A 16,770-nucleotide genomic window follows, 5' to 3' on the forward strand; every position below is an offset into this window, starting at 1 on the left:
AGCCTTTCCTTTTTTATTGGCATTGAGGACATTTTCCGTACACTTCGAACTTGTGCCCTTGAATTTCCACTCCAGGTAAGTTAACCGAGATGTGATCCATAGGACAAGATGGTATGTGCTTCGTTTTTCCACACACCGTGCATATAAAGTGATGGTGATGCACGCCCGGGTCACAGTGCATCCGATATTGACGTTCCCCATTCAGATCAGTTTCTTCCAGAATATCAAGTTCCGCAAACGTGGTTAAGTTTCTGTAAATTGTATCAAAGCTCACACCGGGATTGTCTTTTTTTAGAAATTCACCAACATCCATTGCAGCAGTATATCCATCTCGCTCTGCAAGAAACTCTAAAATCGCTTCTCTGTTTTTTGTTCTTTTGAAAGAGTGTTTCTTTAACGTTTCCCATGCCTTTTCTACATTCACAGTACTTCCCCCTTCCTTTTCGACGTACTTTGACCCGCCAAACGTTTACCCATTAACACAAGTAGTAATATGACTATCGCCGTCACTACAATCGTTCCTCCTGGCGCAATATCCAAGTGATATGCAGCGAATAGCCCAGTAACGACTGATATTTCTCCAAAAAGAATTGAAAGTAACATGGCAGATTTAAAACTTTTTGCCACCTGAATTGCAGCGGCAACCGGTAGGGTCATAAGAGACGATACAAGAAGGATTCCGACAATCCGCATCGAAGCCCCAATTACTAACGCCGTGAGCACCATGAAAAACATTTGGATCCCGCGACCTTTAATACCCGATGCCTGAGAATAATCCGCATCGAAGGATAACGTGAACAATTCTTTGTAGAACAAATAAATGAAAGCAAACACCCCGACTGCAAGGATTGAGACAACTAGTAAGTCTTGTCTGCTTACCGCAGAGACCGAACCGAACAAATAGCCTACAAGGTCTGAACCGAAGCCTTTAGCTAACGAAATGAATATCGCCCCGAAACCTATTCCTGCTGAGAGTATTATTGGAATCGCAAGTTCTTCAAAATTGCGGTAAACCCTTCGTAATCGCTCGATTAATAGCGAGCCGCCCACTGCAGCCGCCATTCCTAAATATATCGGATTGAGCCCTGCGAAAAACAACACTTGCTGACTTAAATACAAGCTTCCTGCAATCCCTGCGAGAGAAACATGACTCAGGGCATCAGCGATTAGAGCAAGACGCCTCACAACGATGAAGAGCCCAAGCATGGGTGCAATCACTCCGATAATTAAACCCGAGAAAAACGCATTCTGCAGGAATTCATAAGTAAATAATGCATCAATCATTGGAAGGGTCTCCTTCCTTCTGATGAACGAGACGGACAGAATGACCATACCAGCGCGATAGATCGTTATCATTCAGCTTCGCAAAGTCTCTTCTTCCACCATGGAAGTGCATCGTCCGATTCAAACAGGCAACGTGGGAAGCAAGATCAGTCACAAGGTCAATTTCATGGGAAACTAAAATAATGGCTATGCCATTGTCACGATTCAATTTTTCAAGCATAGAATAGAAAGAAGCCGAGTTTTGCTGATCCACCCCGACAGTCGGTTCATCCATGATAAGCAACTCTGGTTTTGCCGCAAGTGCTCGTGCTATGAAGACACGCTGTTGCTGTCCTCCAGAGAGCTCACCTATATTACGATCAGCGAATTCTCTCATATCCACTTCCATAAGCGCATTCAAAGCAGCTTCTGTATCCGCTTTTGAAAACCGCTTGAACAATCCCGTTTTTTTCGTCAAACCACTTCTCACAACTTCCAAAACAGTAGCTGGAAATCCTCTATTGAAAGAGTTTGATTTTTGGGATACGTAGCCTACCCGTTCTTTGTGGCTGACTGAAGAAATCGGCTCCTCGAATAGCTCCACTGATCCTTTATTCGGCTTTAGCAATCCTAATAGAATTTTTATGAGCGTCGATTTCCCAGATCCGTTCGGACCAATAAGTGCCCAGAATTCACCTGGTTTCACAGTTAAGGTGATATCTTTCAACACCGACGAATTTCCATAATTAAAAGTTACATCTGTTAATTTCACTAGACTTTCTTGCATACAACCATCCTTCTATTAATAGTAATGATTACGATTCACTTCAATGAGTATAAACGAAACGGCGCGGGCTTACAAATTTAAAGAAAGCTAGGTGACAATTTGGATTACACACGTTTGCTACTGGAGATGAAAAAAAGAAGCGATGAAGAGATGTTGAAGATGTCCAAGTCGTATGGATTAGACTTTACTGTAGAGGAAATCAGAATGCTAAGACCATTGTTAGATGAGATCTCGATGCATTGGATTTTGACAGGAGTCCCTGAAAGTTTCATTTCAAAGGTGGAACGGGTTTTAGGACAGAAACGTACGAATCAGTTATTGGAGGATTATTTGAATATGCGAAAGTAAGAAGAGACTGTTGAGCAAATCAGTAGTTACCGATTTGCTCGACAGCCTATTTCTTATCATACAAGTATTTTAAGCTGTAATGATTTCTTAGCATATCCACATCTAATCACCATTAAAGGCGACGACTATTAGGCGTTAGACTCTTCTTTCAATAGTGCGTCACGGTATTTAGTAGTGAATTCCCCACTTTTCAGCATCATAATTTCTTCTTTGTATGGTGCTGTTTTGTTTTTCTTGTCCGTACCGATGAATGGGGTTTCCAATATTTTTGGAACGTTTGTGAATGATGGATGATGAACGATATAGTGCAGTGGTTCAAAACCGATGTGACCAAAACCTATGTTTTCGTGGCGGTCTTTCCCTGCACCACGGACGTTCTTACTATCATTGACATGGACAACTGAAATTCGATCTCTACCAATGAAGTGATCAAATTCTTCCAGCACACCTTCGAAATCGTTTACGATATCATAACCAGCATCATGAACGTGGCAAGTATCAAAACAAACCGAAAGTCGATCGCTGTTTTTAACACCATCAAAAATCATTGCAAGTTCTTCAAAGCTTCTTCCGCATTCAGTTCCTTTACCTGCCATTGTTTCCAAGGCAATGCGGACATCCGCGTCTTCAGCTAATACCTCATTCAAACCTTCAATAATTTTTGCAATTCCCTTGTCTCTTCCTTCACCTACGTGCGCTCCAGGATGCAATACAATCTGATTTGCACCAAGTGCTGCTGTACGTCTAATTTCTTCCTGTAAGAAATCCACGCCCAGTCTGAAGGTTTCAGGTTTCACCGTATTTGCAATGTTAATGATATAAGGCGCATGGACGACCATAGAGGATAGTCCGTGTTCCTTCATATGCGATTGACCTGCTGCAATGTTCAACTCTTCGATTGGTTTACGTCGCGTGTTTTGAGGAGCTCCTGTATAGATCATGAAAGTCGAAGCACCAAATTCGAGAGCATCCTTACTTGAACCAAGTAACATATCCTTCCCACTCATCGATACATGGGACCCGATTAATATAGGTTGTTCACTCATTTTTTCTTATTCAGTCTCCTTTCACGCTTTTTAAAGCGATCCACTTCCGCAGCCCGCTTCTTTTTATAACCCGGTTTCACCTTTGCAGGTTTCCGTATTAATGAAGCAGCTTTTTTATCGATTTCGTCCTGTTCTTTCGGTCGATTTTTTCTTGAATGACGTTCTTTAAGCTGTGTCCATTCTCCATTTTTCACATCTTCATGTACGAATGGAATACCCATTTTCTCGATTTTAACGATCGCATCATCTTCAGAAGGATCAAATAATGTGATTGCGACCCCTTCCAACCCAGCACGCGCTGTACGTCCTACGCGGTGAATATAGAACTCTAAGTCTTCAGGAAGCTCATAGTTGATGACGTGACTCACGCCTGGGATGTCTATTCCTCGTGCTGCTAGATCTGTCGCTACAATGAATTGGTACTCCAGGTCACGAATTTGTTTCATCATCCGAGTCCGTTCGCGAGCGTTTAAATCACCATGGATTTTCCCTGTTTTTACACCTTGCGCAGCAAGATAGCCCGCAAGCTCATCTGCATTTTGTTTGGTATTTGTAAAAATAATTGCCAAATACGGATTAATCGCCTGGATGACGTTCATAAGCTTCTTTTTGCGGTCCATTCCTCTTACCGGGACGAGAGAATAGTGCATGCCTTCTGTCAAAGGTTTTTTTGTACCGAGCTGAATATGAACAGGTGAGTCCATATACTTAGCAAGAAATGGCTTCAGTTTTTCTGGAATTGTCGCAGAGAAAACATACATTTCCAAGTCACTTGGCATTTTTCCGGCAAATTGGTCGATGTCTTCAATGAAGCCCATATCAAACGCAAGATCGGCTTCGTCAATTACAAGGATTCGGGCTGTATGAATCGATAGCGCACCTGTATCCGACATATCCCGGATACGTCCAGGCGTTCCAACAACTAAATGAGGATTCGATTTCAATTTGTCAGCAGAGCGCTTCTTATCCGTTCCGCCAATCAATAAACTTGTGCGAACCTCTGAAGAAGCCGTCAGCTTTTTCAACTCATCAAATAACTGGATAGCAAGCTCGCGTGTTGGAGCCGTGATGACTGCTTGAAGCTCATCTGCATCTGTATTGATGCGTTGTAAAATTGGAATTAGGAAACTGTGGGATTTCCCTGTTCCTGTATGTGCTTGCCCGATTGCGCTCTGACCTTTTAATATGAGCGGAATCATTTCCTTTTGGATGGGGGTTGGACTTGTGAAGCCCAACTTTTCTATCGCTTCACGAAGAAAAGGTTTAAATTGGTAATCAGTGTATCTAGACATGTTCGTGTCCTCCTATCATTCGTTCATTGTAGCACGAAACTGTACCGCTGGTTGCTTTTTTCGCATAGGATACATTATCGACAAAGTACTCTTTGGGAAAGGAGATAATTATGAGATATCAATCTTTTTATCCATTTGCTAATCAGCAGCGGCAAGCTCCTGCTGGCCAACAGATGTTTCGCGGAAACTTTCAGCAGGCGAAACCCTTTACACAGGGTCCTGCAGCACCATTTGCACAAGGCCAAGCGAATCAGCAACCTTCCCCATTCGGAATGGATCCTGGGTTTGGTGGTCAACAGCAAACACAAGGTGGAGCACCTACAAGGGCAGGTCTTTCAAAACCTGAAATGTATATGGAAACCGCCAATCGTTTTATGACAACTGTGCAACAATATGCACCCATGGTACAACAGTTTGCACCAATGCTTCAAAATATACCCGCCATGTGGAAATTGTACCGAGGATTTCAATCTCTTCCGGATGCAGGGATAGCAGGAGCATCTGCAGCAGCATCTGTTGCACGCGGGGCAGCACCAGTACCCTCAGGACCTCGACCTTCTGTGCCTAAAGTGTTCCAGCCACCAATCTAAGACTTTGAACCTTTGAGTCATCTCCGCTATAATAGGGGTAGATCCCTTTAGAGGAGTGAGCTTAAGATGGAAGTAATGAAGATTTCCCCACGGGGTTATTGTTATGGGGTCGTCGATGCAATGGTGATTGCTAGAAATGCGGCACTCGACGAATCATTGCCGAGACCGATTTATATATTGGGCATGATTGTACACAACAAGCATGTGACGGATGCGTTCGAGGAAGATGGCATCATCACATTAGAAGGAAATAATCGTCTCGAGATTCTCAACCAAGTCGAGACAGGTACTGTAATATTCACAGCACATGGAGTCTCTCCTGAAGTACGTGAACTTGCACGTAAAAAAGGGCTAGTTTCAATCGATGCTACCTGTCCTGACGTAACTGTCACACATGACTTAATCCGTGAGAAGACGGCTGAAGGCTACGATATCATCTATATCGGCAAGGCACATCATCCGGAACCTGAAGGTGCTCTTGGTGTTGCTCCAGGCAGAGTTCATTTAGTTGAAAATGCACAGCATATTGAGCAGTTAACTCTTCAAAACGACAAATTACTTGTCACAAATCAGACTACTATGAGTCAGTGGGACGTCATTCACCTCATGGAAGACTTAAAAAAGAAATATCCTCACATTGAGGTCCATAAAGAAATTTGCATGGCGACACAAGTTAGACAAGAAGCAGTTGCCGAGCAAGCAGGCGAAGCAGATTTGCTGATTGTTGTCGGTGATCCGAAGAGCAATAACTCCAATCGGTTGACACAAGTTTCAGTCGAAATTGCTAATACCCCATCCTATCGAATTTCAGATGTCTCCGAAATTGAGTTAAGTTGGTTGGAAGGCGTCGACCGCGTGGCCGTCACAGCAGGTGCTTCTACACCTACATTGATCGTTCGTGAAGTGATCGAATTCCTTTCGAAGTTTGACCCTGCAGATCCGTCTACACACATTGCAGAGCGCAAGTTTGACTTGAACCGACTGTTACCGAAGATTAAGAATCCAACACCCGTTACACGGATTGAACCATATGTTTAAATGACTAAATCCCCCACTTCTCACTTGAGAAACTGGGGGATTTTTTTAAATAAAGGCAAAGGGTTCTGTATTTTGTTGGGATTGTAAAAACGTCACTTTGTAGTTTCGGTGTTCACATTTTGCAGCCATATGCTCTGCAACACCTTGAATCATCACTTTTTCAACATTATGACCAGGATCTACAACACATAAGTCAATTGCTTCAGCGTCTTGGGCGACATGGTAATACAAATCACCTGTTACTAACACATCTGCCCCAGCACGTTTAGCGGCATATATATATTTGTTTCCATCTCCACCTAAAACGCCTACTTTATGTATCAATCGATCCTTATCTCCTACAAATCTAACTGCAGGCACATCTAGCTTCTCCTTCACGTGGAGAGCAAACTGTTCAAGCGTCATACTCGACGGAAGCTTACCGACTCGACCTATTCCATATTCTTGATCTGATTCAAAAGAAGTTCGTTCAAGAATTTGAATCTGAGTGAGCCCTAGTTTCTCTGAAAGCAGATCATTCACACCGCCATTTGCTATATCTAGGTTCGTATGAGCTGCATACACGGACAAATCATGTTTGATACACTTCTCAATCATTCGTCCTTGTGGGGTATCTGTCCATATGTGTTTCGCAGGTCTAAATAAGGGAGGATGGTGTGCAATGATAAGCGTTGCCCCTCGCTCAATCGCTTCGTCGACAATCGATTCATTCACATCCAATGTGACTAAGACAGTGTCAACTGGTCTATTCAATTGACCAATATGGAGACCGATTGGGTCCCCTTCCATGGCTAATTTTTTTGGTGCCCACTCTTCAAATACTTGAATGATTTCATGACCATTCACGTTTTTCATGACTTCAACACCCTTTCAATCATATCCTTCGTTGCACTCAATTGTTTACGTTTCGCTTTTGCTTCTTCAGATTGCGCAGACTGTGTTAGCACACTAATCACACGTGATATCTCATTTAACTCACCTTGCCATTTATCTTGGAAAACGGCAGAACGTTCCTGTAAAAGAATCGGCCCCATTAGTAACTCTTCAGGGGTATAAGACTGATCACCTCTCTGCAGGACAAGGACTTCATAGATTTTATGATCCTCTTTAAGAATCGCTTCGTTCGATACTTTCCATGAATTGCTGACCGCCCAAACACGGATTGCCATTGCATGTATGTTCGGCTGTACGATAATTCGTTTGACCCCTTTTAACTTATCCGCATCGTTTTCTAAAATAGAGGCAATTAAGGAACCACCCATACCTGCAATGGTCACTGTTTCAACACCATCATCAGGATGAATAGCTTGCAGCCCATTAGCGAGACGTACAACAACCTTATCCGTTAAGCCTTCCTTTGCAACATTTCGCTTTGCTGATTCAAATGGTCCTTTAACCACTTCTCCTGCAATGGCTCTGGATATTTGCCCTTTTTGAATGAGCCAGCAGGGTAAATAAGCGTGGTCACTTCCTATATCTGCAAGGACAGTTCCTTGTTCAGCAAATGATGCGACCAACCGCAATCGTTCTGATAAATTTTTCGCGTTCACTCTTTGTTCCACCTTTCAGCAGACGGACAAACTGTCGTCGACTTCTTCCATTAATCTTATCGAAAATCAGACCTTTTTGCACGTATCAAACAAAAGAGCAATCAGGCAGCGGAGTTCCGCCACACTGATTGCTCTCTAGATTATCATTTAAGTGTTAGAATGTAATCGACCATTGCGTCAATGTTCTCATCTGGGATGAGTCCAGGTGGCATACCGCCTTTACCATTCTTGATGATTTCGTGAAGCTCTTTAGGATCTTTGTCCTCACCGTGAAGGCTCGGGCCAACAGCGCCTTCTAGATCTCCACCATGACATCCGATACATTTTTGCTGCGCTACAGCTTCAGCATCGAATTCAGCAGATGCGCCTTCGTCATCTTTTTTGCCTTCTTCCGTTGCTTCGCCATCTGCATCGGCAATCTCTTTTTGTTGATCAATACCATACATGGACATGAAGAAAATGAGTCCGATACCTAATGCGAAAATCAAAATATAAGGAACAACAGGATTTTTACTCAACGAACTTAACCTCCTTCACCAGAAACTATTCTGTAGTATATAGTGCACAACTCTTATTGTACTGTATTCTGGCTAAAATCGAAAGACTTATCAACAGACTTTTCTCTTTTGTGACATTTTGGACATACTTTGTGAACTTTTTTCGTTAACATCCAATTTGGCGTGCAATCACCATATGTTGGACTTCAGAAGTTCCTTCTCCAATTTCCAATAACTTCGCGTCACGCATATATCTTTCAACTTCGTATTCTCTCATATATCCATAACCACCATGGATTTGAATGGCTTCGTCTGCAACTTCCATTGCAATTTCAGAAGCATACAACTTACACATCGCAGCTTCTTTAGTAAACGGCTTTCCTTCGTCTTTTAACCAAGCCGCTTTATAAACCATATTTCGTGCAAGCTCAATTTTCATCGCCATATCTGCTAGCTTAAATTGTGTCACCTGGAACTCGGAAAGCGACTTTCCAAACTGTTTCCGCTCTTTTGCATATTGCATGGCACGATCATAGGCTGCTTGAGCAATTCCAACTGCCATTGCTCCAATTCCAATTCGTCCACCATCTAGTGTTACTAAAAATTGACGGAATCCGTTCCCTTTTTTCCCCAATAGATTCTCCTCAGGTACTTGTACATTCTCCATAACGAGTTCGGTCGTATTGGAAGCATGCAACCCCATCTTTTCATAGTTATCAATCACTTTGAATCCTTCTGCATCTGTAGGAACGATAATCGCGCTAATTTCTTTCCCACCTGTTTCTGTTTGTCCTGTTATGGCAGTCAGAGCAAGATTTTTAGCATAACTTGCGTTAGTGATATATACTTTTGAACCATTAATGGTATAAGTTCCATCTTCAAGTTTAGCTGTTGTTTGTGTACCGCCTGCGTCTGATCCTGCATTAGGTTCGGTAAGTCCAAACGCACCAAATGAGGTTCCTTCACATATCGGGCGCAAATATTTTTGTTTCTGTTCTTCTGTTCCAAATAAGCTAAGTGGCGCTCCCCCAAGCGAAATGTGCGCGGAATAAGTAATTCCGGTAGACGCACAAGCCCGACTTAATTCTTCAGTGACGATTGCGAAACTGATTGTGTCTGCTCCTGCTCCGCCATAATCTTCTGAAAACGGTAGTCCCATCATTCCCATTTCAGAAAGTTGTTTAAAGATTTCTACAGGAAATTCATTTGTCCGGTCCCTCTCAATTGCACCTGGTGCAACAACTTCGTTTGCAAACTCCCGAATTGTCCGCTGTATCATTTGTTGTTCTGTAGATAAATTGAAATCCATTATGACATCCCCTTTTTTGTGAACGCTTACAAGTTTCATTATACAGAATTAGTCGATAGTTTAACAGAAAAAAAGGATTTTCGCTCAATACGAAATGAGCAAAAATCCGATAATCATTAGTAACCCAGCAGCACCTGAAATTGTAAAATACAATAATTTTAGCAAACGTCCTGCAAATAGCCATAAAATGCTATTTAACATAAGAATACCTAATAACAACATTGTCTCGCCTTCAAAGAAAGAAAACCATACTTTAAGTGATATTGCGAGCAACATAAAAGCTGCAATAATATATGTAAAAGGAATGAGGGCAGAACGAAATGGTTTACTAATTATTAACCTTACTAGTAAACCAAGGACAAAAATGGATGCAGGTGCAATCATAATGATCGGATAATTCCCAATTGTAAACATCAAAGCAGAAAGACCTATTGCTAAAATTACCAACATGATCATTTTCTTCGTGACTGAATACCGCTCTTTTTCTAGAATAGCTTTTTCAACCTTTACATTCGTAGCTGCTTCTGCATCCCCTTGAGCGTATAACGTAATTAAAAAATCACAATAATGCTCTGGCAACAGACGATTCTTTTTCCAATAATGTATTTCTGATATAATGATTCGTTTACGCTGCGCATTCATAAACGTTCTCTCCTTCTACTGAAAAAAGACACCGGCAAGGAATTTGCCCGGTGCCAGTTTCTTATTCTAAAAAGTCTTTCAGACGCTTACTACGAGAAGGATGTCGTAATTTACGAAGAGCTTTCGCTTCGATTTGACGAATCCGCTCACGAGTTACTCCGAACACTTTACCAACTTCTTCCAAAGTTCTAGTTCGGCCATCGTCTAATCCGAAACGCAATCGAAGGACATTTTCTTCACGATCTGTCAGTGTATCCAAAACATCTTCCAGCTGCTCTTTCAACAATTCATAAGCCGCATGGTCTGAAGGAGACTGTGCTTCCGAGTCTTCAATGAAATCTCCAAGATGTGAATCGTCCTCTTCACCAATTGGTGTTTCAAGTGATACCGGTTCTTGTGCAATCTTAAGGATTTCTCGAACTTTTTCAGGAGTTAGTTCCATCTCTTCACCGATTTCCTCCGGCGAAGGTTCTCTTCCTAAATCCTGCAACAATTGACGTTGAACACGGATGAGCTTGTTAATGGTCTCTACCATGTGAACAGGAATACGGATTGTTCTTGCTTGGTCTGCGATCGCACGTGTAATCGCCTGGCGAATCCACCATGTTGCATACGTACTAAACTTAAAGCCTTTAGTATGGTCAAACTTTTCAACGGCTTTAATAAGACCCATATTTCCTTCTTGGATCAAATCTAAAAAGAGCATGCCTCGTCCTACATATCGTTTTGCGATACTCACAACTAGACGTAAATTGGCTTCTGCCAAACGTTTCTTAGCTTCCTCTTCACCTGCGATAATACGTTTAGCAAGAGCTACTTCTTCTTTACCGGTAAGCAAATCAACACGGCCAATTTCTTTTAAGTACATGCGGACGGGATCATTAATTTTCACACCCGGCGGAACGCTCAGGTCATTCAGGTCGAATCGTTCTTCATCTGCAGCAGGTTTGCCTGGCGCTTCTTCAGAACTTTCTTCTTTGCCTTCCATCTCAATACCAGCTGCCTCGATTTGATCGAGGAACTCTTCAAACTGGTCGGGCTCCATTTCAAAAGTAGCCAATTTTTCAGTGACTTCTTCAATTGTCAACTCGCCACTCTTTTTACCGGTTTCCAGCAAAGCAGCTTTGACTTCCTCCAACGTTGTCTCTGTTTCTCCAGTTAGTTCCTCTTTTTTAGCCATAATAACCTGTTCCTCCTTAGTACGCCGGTCGGCTTACATTGCCGATAATGATTTCCGGAGCTGTATGATCTCTCTCGCTAGCTGAAGTGCTGCGGGTAGATCGTTCATTTTTTCTGCATCTTTTGCTTCGTGCATTTTTTCTGTAATGAGTTGTTGAATTCTGTGTTTCTTTAAATGTAAAACACAATCTTCCACTTCTTGCTCCGCGCGTTCTGGGTCCCGTTCCATCACAGCTGCCTCCAACACAATCTTCCGAAGTTCACGGTCTTCGATCGTTTCTGCAAAGCGATGAAAATCAGGTGCACCATATTGCTCATAGAAGCCTGCTAAATGGATGTATATGGTAGCATAGTCATCATGAACAAACAGATCCTCATGGTGATTCTGAATCGTGTCAAATAAGGTCCCATCGTTCAGCAGATGACTTAGCAGTAGCCTCTCAGCGCGTCCTGTCGCGGAGAGGCTTTGCTTTCTTTGTTGAATGATCGGGATGACGGGCTCGGTAAAGCTGTCAGATTGTGACTTCTTTACAGCTTTACCAGCAGCTTTTGCATACTGCTGCTCGAGCGCATCGACCGATACATTTGTATCCATCGAAAGCTGCCTCAACATCATGTCTTTTTCTACCGGTGCTAAGACTCCCGCAAGTTCTTCCATCACTTCATGGATATATTGCAGTACATCATTTTCGTGTGATAGATTTTTAGACCTTCTTGCATACGCCATAATGAAAGACATATACGTATGAGGACGACCTAGGATTTTTTCTCGAAATGCTTCAATTCCATTTTCAGAAATATAATCATCGGGATCCATTTTATTAGGAAGTACTGCGATCTTAAGAGAAAACCCTTTGTGCATGACGAGCTCTGCAAAACGTTTAGAAGCTTCCCAACCTGCGTTGTCCCCATCACAACAAATAATAAGATCGTTAGTAATTCGCTTCAACTTGATCAGTTGAGTATCTGATAACGCTGTCCCCATAACTGCTACAGTATTTTCAATACCATTACGATCTGCAGACAACGTATCCATAAATCCTTCGAATACTATTACATTACCCTTTTTCCGAGCATTAAGACGTGCACGGTGAAAATTGTACAACAATCGACCTTTTTCGAATATAGGAGTCTCCGGACTATTTAGGTACTTCGCGTCTTTTTCGGTTTTCTCAAGCACTCTGCCAGAGAACCCGACTATTGTACCATGATCGTCATAAAGGGGAAAGATTACTCTTCCTCGGAACCGATCAAAAAATCCAGTTCCATTGTCACGTCGGATGACAAGTCCAGCTTGTTCCATCTCATTCATATCAAAACCTTGACGCTGCAAAAGGGAAGATAACGCCTCCCAGTCATCAAGTGCCCATCCTATACTATACTTTTCGATGTTTTCCCTTGTAAATCCTCTTTGTTCAAGATATTGATATGCTTTTTCGCCTTCCACCGTATTTAACAAGAGGTGATTATAGAAGTTTGCCGCGAATTCATGGGCTTCATACATCTGTTTGTGCGCCACATCTTTTTCTGACGTACTTCCCATCTCTATAGATGCATCGATCGGAATATCAAGTCGCTCAGCAAGCTGTACGACTGCTTCTGTAAATGGACGATTATCAATGTCCATTACAAAAGTAATTGCGTTCCCACTTGCCCCGCAGCCAAAACAGTGAAAGAGCTGTTTATCTTCAGATACCGAAAAAGATGGGGTACTTTCTCCATGGAATGGACACAACCCAAACCAATTCTTTCCTCTCTTCGTAAGTCGGACATGCTCACCTATTAGATCCACAATATCCGTCTTTGAACGAATCTCCTCTATCGTCTGTTCAGGAATTTTTGACATGCCATCACCATCTTCACTGTCTTTAAATTCGATGTATCCATTTAAAATCCTTCTTATTCGACAATTTTTTTATTTTTCTCCGAAACTGCTATTTTACAGGAAAGTATCTGTGAATACTAGTTATAGTTTCAAATGGAGTATTGAACGAAAAAAGAGGGACCCGCCTTATCGATGGAGGTCCTTCCTAATTTGCTCAAATTTCCGGCTATTCATATGCGATAAAATTACGTTCGCTGTCTCTTCCACTGCCCGATTTGAGACATCAATCACCGTACATCCGATTTTACTGACAACCTTATTGAAGTGAGAAATTTCTTGTTCGATTCTATCAATTTTCGCATAGTTCGCATCATCTTTCAGCCCTAATGCAATTAACCGTTCCTTACGAATCGAATTGAGTATCTCAGGAGAAATGACAAGTCCGAAACACTTATCAGGATCGATTTCATAAAGTTCTGCAGGGGGCTCCACCTCCGGAACAAGTGGAACATTCGCGACTTTAAAGCGCTGATGAGCTAAATATTGAGAAAGAGGAGTCTTAGAAGTCCTGGAAATTCCTACAAGCACAATATCCGCATTCAATACGCCACGAGGGTCACGTCCATCGTCATATTTCACAGCAAATTCGATGGCTTCAATCTTTCTGAAATAGTCTTCATCCAACTGGCGGACAAGTCCTGGTTCTTCCGTTGGCTTTTCATCTAATACTTGTTCAAGAGACTTCATAATGGGGCCTAGTAAATCTAGACATTGTACATCCCGTTCGCGACAACACTGTGTCAGCGCTTCTCTCATATCACTACGAACTAATGTATAGACGATTACTGCTTTTTGTTGTTCAGCAAGCCAGGCAATTTCTTCAAGCTGACTTTTTTCTTCAATATGGGAAAATCGCTTCATCGAAACCGTATCCAAATCTTGACGGAATTGACTTGCTGCTGCTTTCGCCACAAGTTCCGCGGTTTCACCAACAGAATCTGAAACGATAAAAAACTTGAGTTTTTTCATAGGACTCACCTCATAGCTCATGATCTTGTGCAAGTGTTAAAAACGCTGCAGTTATATTTGTTTTTGTAATTCTTCCAACCACTTCTAGACCTTCTTTTGCTGTCCCTATTACAGGTAATGAATCTATTTGCTTATCGATCATTTTTCGAGCAGCAGATAAAAGTGTGTCTTTCTTGTGACAGTATATAACATTTGGCATTCGGGTCATAATGACGTGTACGGGTATTTTTTCGAGCTCCGTATTCCCAATACTTGTCCTCAATAAGTCTTTTCGTGAAAGGACCCCTGTTAAACAGGCTTCTTCATCTACAACAAACAAGGTACCTACATCTTGTAAAAACATCTGGCAAATTGCATCATAAACTGAACTGTTTTCTGGTACAACAGCTGGAGTGGATTGAAAGTCACCAACTTTCATGCCAATCATTTCATCTCCCACGGAATGCACTTGCTTTTTACCCGAGTAGAAATAGCCGACACGAGGGCGTGCGTCTAAATAGCCCGCCATCGTAAGGATGGCTAAATCAGGTCGTATGGTAGCTCTTGTTAAGTTTAACCGCTCGGCAATATGTTCTCCGGTAATCGGTCCGTCCGCCTTGACGATCTCGAGGATCTCCGTCTGGCGCTTATTGAGTTCCATCTATGTCACCGTCCTAAGCGTTCAATTAAACAAATCTTACTTCAGTATATAACAAATCCAGTTCTATTGCGAAGAATCACGAACCGTGCTAAACTAAACTCATATTTGAATAGGCGAAGAAAGGTCAATAAGTACTGTCAGCAATAAGCGAACGGGGATAGTGAGAGCCCGTACTTGACATGAAAAGGCAACCTGGAGCCATAGTAAGCTTAAAGAGGACTGTTCAGTTGTACAGTCAATCGAGGTGGAACCGCGGGGCATTACGCACCCGTCCTCGGACATATGTCCGAGGATGGGTGCTTATTTTAATTGGAGGGATTATTATGTATACAATGGAACAAATTGTTAACGTTTCAAAACAGCGTGGATTCGTATTTCCTGGTTCAGAAATTTATGGAGGACTAGCGAATACATGGGACTACGGTCCACTTGGTATTGAATTGAAAAACAATATCAAACGAGCTTGGTGGAAAAAATTCGTTCAAGAATCTCCACATAACGTAGGACTCGATGCTGCAATCTTGATGAACCCTAAAGTTTGGGAAGCGTCTGGACATATCGGGAACTTCAATGATCCTATGATTGACTGTAAAAAGTGTAAAACACGTCATCGTGCAGACAAACTGATTGAAGATGCACTTGAAGCTAAAGGTATGGAAATTGTCGTTGACGGAATGCCATTTGAAAAGATGAAGGACTTGATCATCGAGCACAATATCGTCTGTCCGTCTTGCTCCGCATTGGACTATACAGATATCCGTCAGTTCAACTTGATGTTCAAAACGACTCAAGGGGTTACTGATTCATCTGCAAACGAAATCTTCCTACGTCCCGAGACGGCTCAAGGAATTTTTGTGAATTTCAAAAACGTGCAACGCTCCATGCGTAAAAAACTCCCATTCGGTATCGCTCAAATCGGTAAAAGTTTCCGCAACGAAATCACTCCGGGTAACTTCACATTCCGTACACGTGAATTCGAACAGATGGAACTTGAATTCTTCTGTAAACCAGGTGAAGACGAAGAGTGGTATGCCTTCTGGCGTGATGCTTCAAAGAACTGGTTACTCGACCTTGGTCTAAATGAAGAGAATATGCGTCTTCGTGAGCATAATGAAGACGAATTATCCCACTACTCAAAAGGAACAGTCGATATCGAGTTCAAATTCCCATTTGGATGGGGTGAACTATGGGGAATCGCTAACCGTACAGACTTCGACTTGAAGCGTCATATGGAATATTCCAATGAAGACTTCCATTACCAAGATCCTGTTACAAACGAAAAGTTTGTACCGTACTGTATCGAACCATCTGTCGGAGCTGACCGTGTCACTCTTGCATTCTTATGCGACGCATTTGACGAAGAGGTACTTGAAGGCGATGACAAACGTACAGTCATGCGGTTCCACCCAGCTTTAGCACCTGTTAAAGCCGCTGTGTTACCATTATCCAAGAAGTTAGCTGAAGGCGCAGGAGATGTGTATGCGGAGCTCTGCAAGCACTTCCCTGTACAGTATGACGACTCACAGTCCATCGGTAAGCGTTACCGCCGCCAAGACGAGATCGGAACTCCATTCTGTATTACGTATGATTTCGATTCTGAAGAAGATCGTCAAGTAACAGTGCGTCACCGCGACTCAATGGAACAAGTTCGCTTGCCGATTGAAGAGCTAAAAGCTTATATCGAAGAACGTATTGCATTTTAACTTCATTCAGCATGAGTCTCCCACTTCTATAT

The 16,770-nt window shown here is 42.3% G+C and carries 18 protein-coding genes; 4 read left to right on the forward strand and 14 right to left on the reverse strand.

All coding sequences use genetic code 11. The features are described 5' to 3' along the window. Positions 1 to 13: 13 nt before the first annotated feature. Genes N693_RS0110655 through N693_RS0110665 form a run of 3 tightly spaced genes read right to left on the reverse strand, consistent with a single transcriptional unit; the run spans position 14 to position 2,050 of the window. Positions 14 to 424, reverse strand: coding sequence for a Fur family transcriptional regulator (locus tag N693_RS0110655; protein WP_025784765.1), 411 nt, complete (start codon positions 422 to 424; stop codon positions 14 to 16). Beyond that, positions 421 to 1,284, reverse strand: coding sequence for a metal ABC transporter permease (locus tag N693_RS0110660; protein ID WP_025784766.1), 864 nt, complete (start codon positions 1,282 to 1,284; stop codon positions 421 to 423). The genes N693_RS0110655 and N693_RS0110660 overlap by 4 nt, the downstream gene beginning before the upstream one ends. Then, entirely contained in the window at positions 1,277 to 2,050 is a 774-nt protein-coding gene (locus N693_RS0110665) for a metal ABC transporter ATP-binding protein (protein WP_025784767.1), read from the reverse strand. The genes N693_RS0110660 and N693_RS0110665 overlap by 8 nt, the downstream gene beginning before the upstream one ends. Before the next feature lie 99 nt (positions 2,051 to 2,149). Here N693_RS0110665 and N693_RS0110670 point away from each other — a divergent pair, with 99 nt between their 5' ends. Next, positions 2,150 to 2,398 (forward strand): hypothetical protein, encoded by a 249-nt coding sequence (locus N693_RS0110670; protein WP_025784768.1) that lies wholly within the window; start codon positions 2,150 to 2,152, stop codon positions 2,396 to 2,398. 128 nt (positions 2,399 to 2,526) lie between these two features. Here the strand turns inward: N693_RS0110670 and N693_RS0110675 are convergent, their stop codons facing one another. Then, positions 2,527 to 3,429, reverse strand: coding sequence for a deoxyribonuclease IV (locus tag N693_RS0110675; RefSeq protein ID WP_025784769.1), 903 nt, complete (start codon positions 3,427 to 3,429; stop codon positions 2,527 to 2,529). Between the two features lie 11 nt (positions 3,430 to 3,440). Then, positions 3,441 to 4,736 carry a DEAD/DEAH box helicase gene (locus N693_RS0110680; protein ID WP_025784770.1) on the reverse strand — a complete coding sequence of 432 codons (1,296 nt, stop codon included), beginning with the start codon at positions 4,734 to 4,736 and terminating at the stop codon, positions 3,441 to 3,443. Between the two features lie 110 nt (positions 4,737 to 4,846). On the opposite strand from N693_RS0110680, the gene vrrA reads away from it, so the two are divergent. Further along, the gene (gene vrrA, locus N693_RS19195) at positions 4,847 to 5,326 is read left to right on the forward strand and encodes a VrrA/YqfQ family protein (RefSeq protein WP_025784771.1); all 480 of its coding nucleotides are present in this window, start codon (positions 4,847 to 4,849) and stop codon (positions 5,324 to 5,326) included. Positions 5,327 to 5,392: 66 nt separating this feature from the next. Beyond that, complete coding sequence (locus tag N693_RS0110690) at positions 5,393 to 6,364, forward strand: 4-hydroxy-3-methylbut-2-enyl diphosphate reductase (protein ID WP_025784772.1); 972 nt, start codon at positions 5,393 to 5,395, stop codon at positions 6,362 to 6,364. Between the two features lie 45 nt (positions 6,365 to 6,409). On the opposite strand, the gene N693_RS0110695 is transcribed toward N693_RS0110690, so the two are convergent. From N693_RS0110695 to N693_RS19200, 9 genes are all read right to left on the reverse strand, one after another. After that, on the reverse strand, positions 6,410 to 7,219 hold the full coding sequence (locus N693_RS0110695; protein WP_025784773.1) for a Nif3-like dinuclear metal center hexameric protein: 810 nt from the start codon (positions 7,217 to 7,219) through the stop codon (positions 6,410 to 6,412). Then, positions 7,216 to 7,914 (reverse strand): tRNA (adenine(22)-N(1))-methyltransferase TrmK, encoded by a 699-nt coding sequence (locus N693_RS0110700; RefSeq protein ID WP_025784774.1) that lies wholly within the window; start codon positions 7,912 to 7,914, stop codon positions 7,216 to 7,218. The genes N693_RS0110695 and N693_RS0110700 overlap by 4 nt, the downstream gene beginning before the upstream one ends. Positions 7,915 to 8,057: 143 nt before the next feature. After that, positions 8,058 to 8,432, reverse strand: a complete 375-nt coding sequence (gene cccA / locus N693_RS0110705; RefSeq protein WP_025784775.1) for a cytochrome c550 — start codon at positions 8,430 to 8,432, stop codon at positions 8,058 to 8,060. Positions 8,433 to 8,577: 145 nt separating this feature from the next. After that, positions 8,578 to 9,720 (reverse strand): acyl-CoA dehydrogenase family protein, encoded by a 1,143-nt coding sequence (locus N693_RS0110710; protein ID WP_025784776.1) that lies wholly within the window; start codon positions 9,718 to 9,720, stop codon positions 8,578 to 8,580. 84 nt (positions 9,721 to 9,804) lie between these two features. Next, a complete protein-coding gene (locus N693_RS0110715; protein WP_025784777.1) occupies positions 9,805 to 10,362 on the reverse strand; it encodes a hypothetical protein in 558 nt (185 codons plus the stop codon). Between the two features lie 61 nt (positions 10,363 to 10,423). Then, positions 10,424 to 11,542, reverse strand: coding sequence for an RNA polymerase sigma factor RpoD (gene rpoD / locus N693_RS0110720; protein WP_025784778.1), 1,119 nt, complete (start codon positions 11,540 to 11,542; stop codon positions 10,424 to 10,426). A 33-nt stretch (positions 11,543 to 11,575) separates the two neighbouring features. Then, entirely contained in the window at positions 11,576 to 13,387 is a 1,812-nt protein-coding gene (gene dnaG, locus N693_RS0110725) for a DNA primase (protein WP_025784779.1), read from the reverse strand. Positions 13,388 to 13,552: 165 nt separating this feature from the next. After that, positions 13,553 to 14,395 (reverse strand): pyruvate, water dikinase regulatory protein, encoded by an 843-nt coding sequence (locus N693_RS0110730; RefSeq protein WP_025784780.1) that lies wholly within the window; start codon positions 14,393 to 14,395, stop codon positions 13,553 to 13,555. A gap of 10 nt (positions 14,396 to 14,405) precedes the next feature. After that, entirely contained in the window at positions 14,406 to 15,035 is a 630-nt protein-coding gene (locus N693_RS19200) for a helix-turn-helix transcriptional regulator (protein ID WP_037593146.1), read from the reverse strand. 323 nt (positions 15,036 to 15,358) lie between these two features. On the opposite strand from N693_RS19200, the gene N693_RS0110740 reads away from it, so the two are divergent. Beyond that, a complete protein-coding gene (locus N693_RS0110740; protein WP_025784781.1) occupies positions 15,359 to 16,738 on the forward strand; it encodes a glycine--tRNA ligase in 1,380 nt (459 codons plus the stop codon). The last annotated feature ends 32 nt before the right edge of the window (positions 16,739 to 16,770 follow it).

Origin of the sequence: Sporosarcina sp. D27, assembly GCF_000586555.1 — a bacterium.
In the GTDB taxonomy this organism is placed as follows: Bacteria; Bacillota; Bacilli; order Bacillales_A; family Planococcaceae; genus Sporosarcina.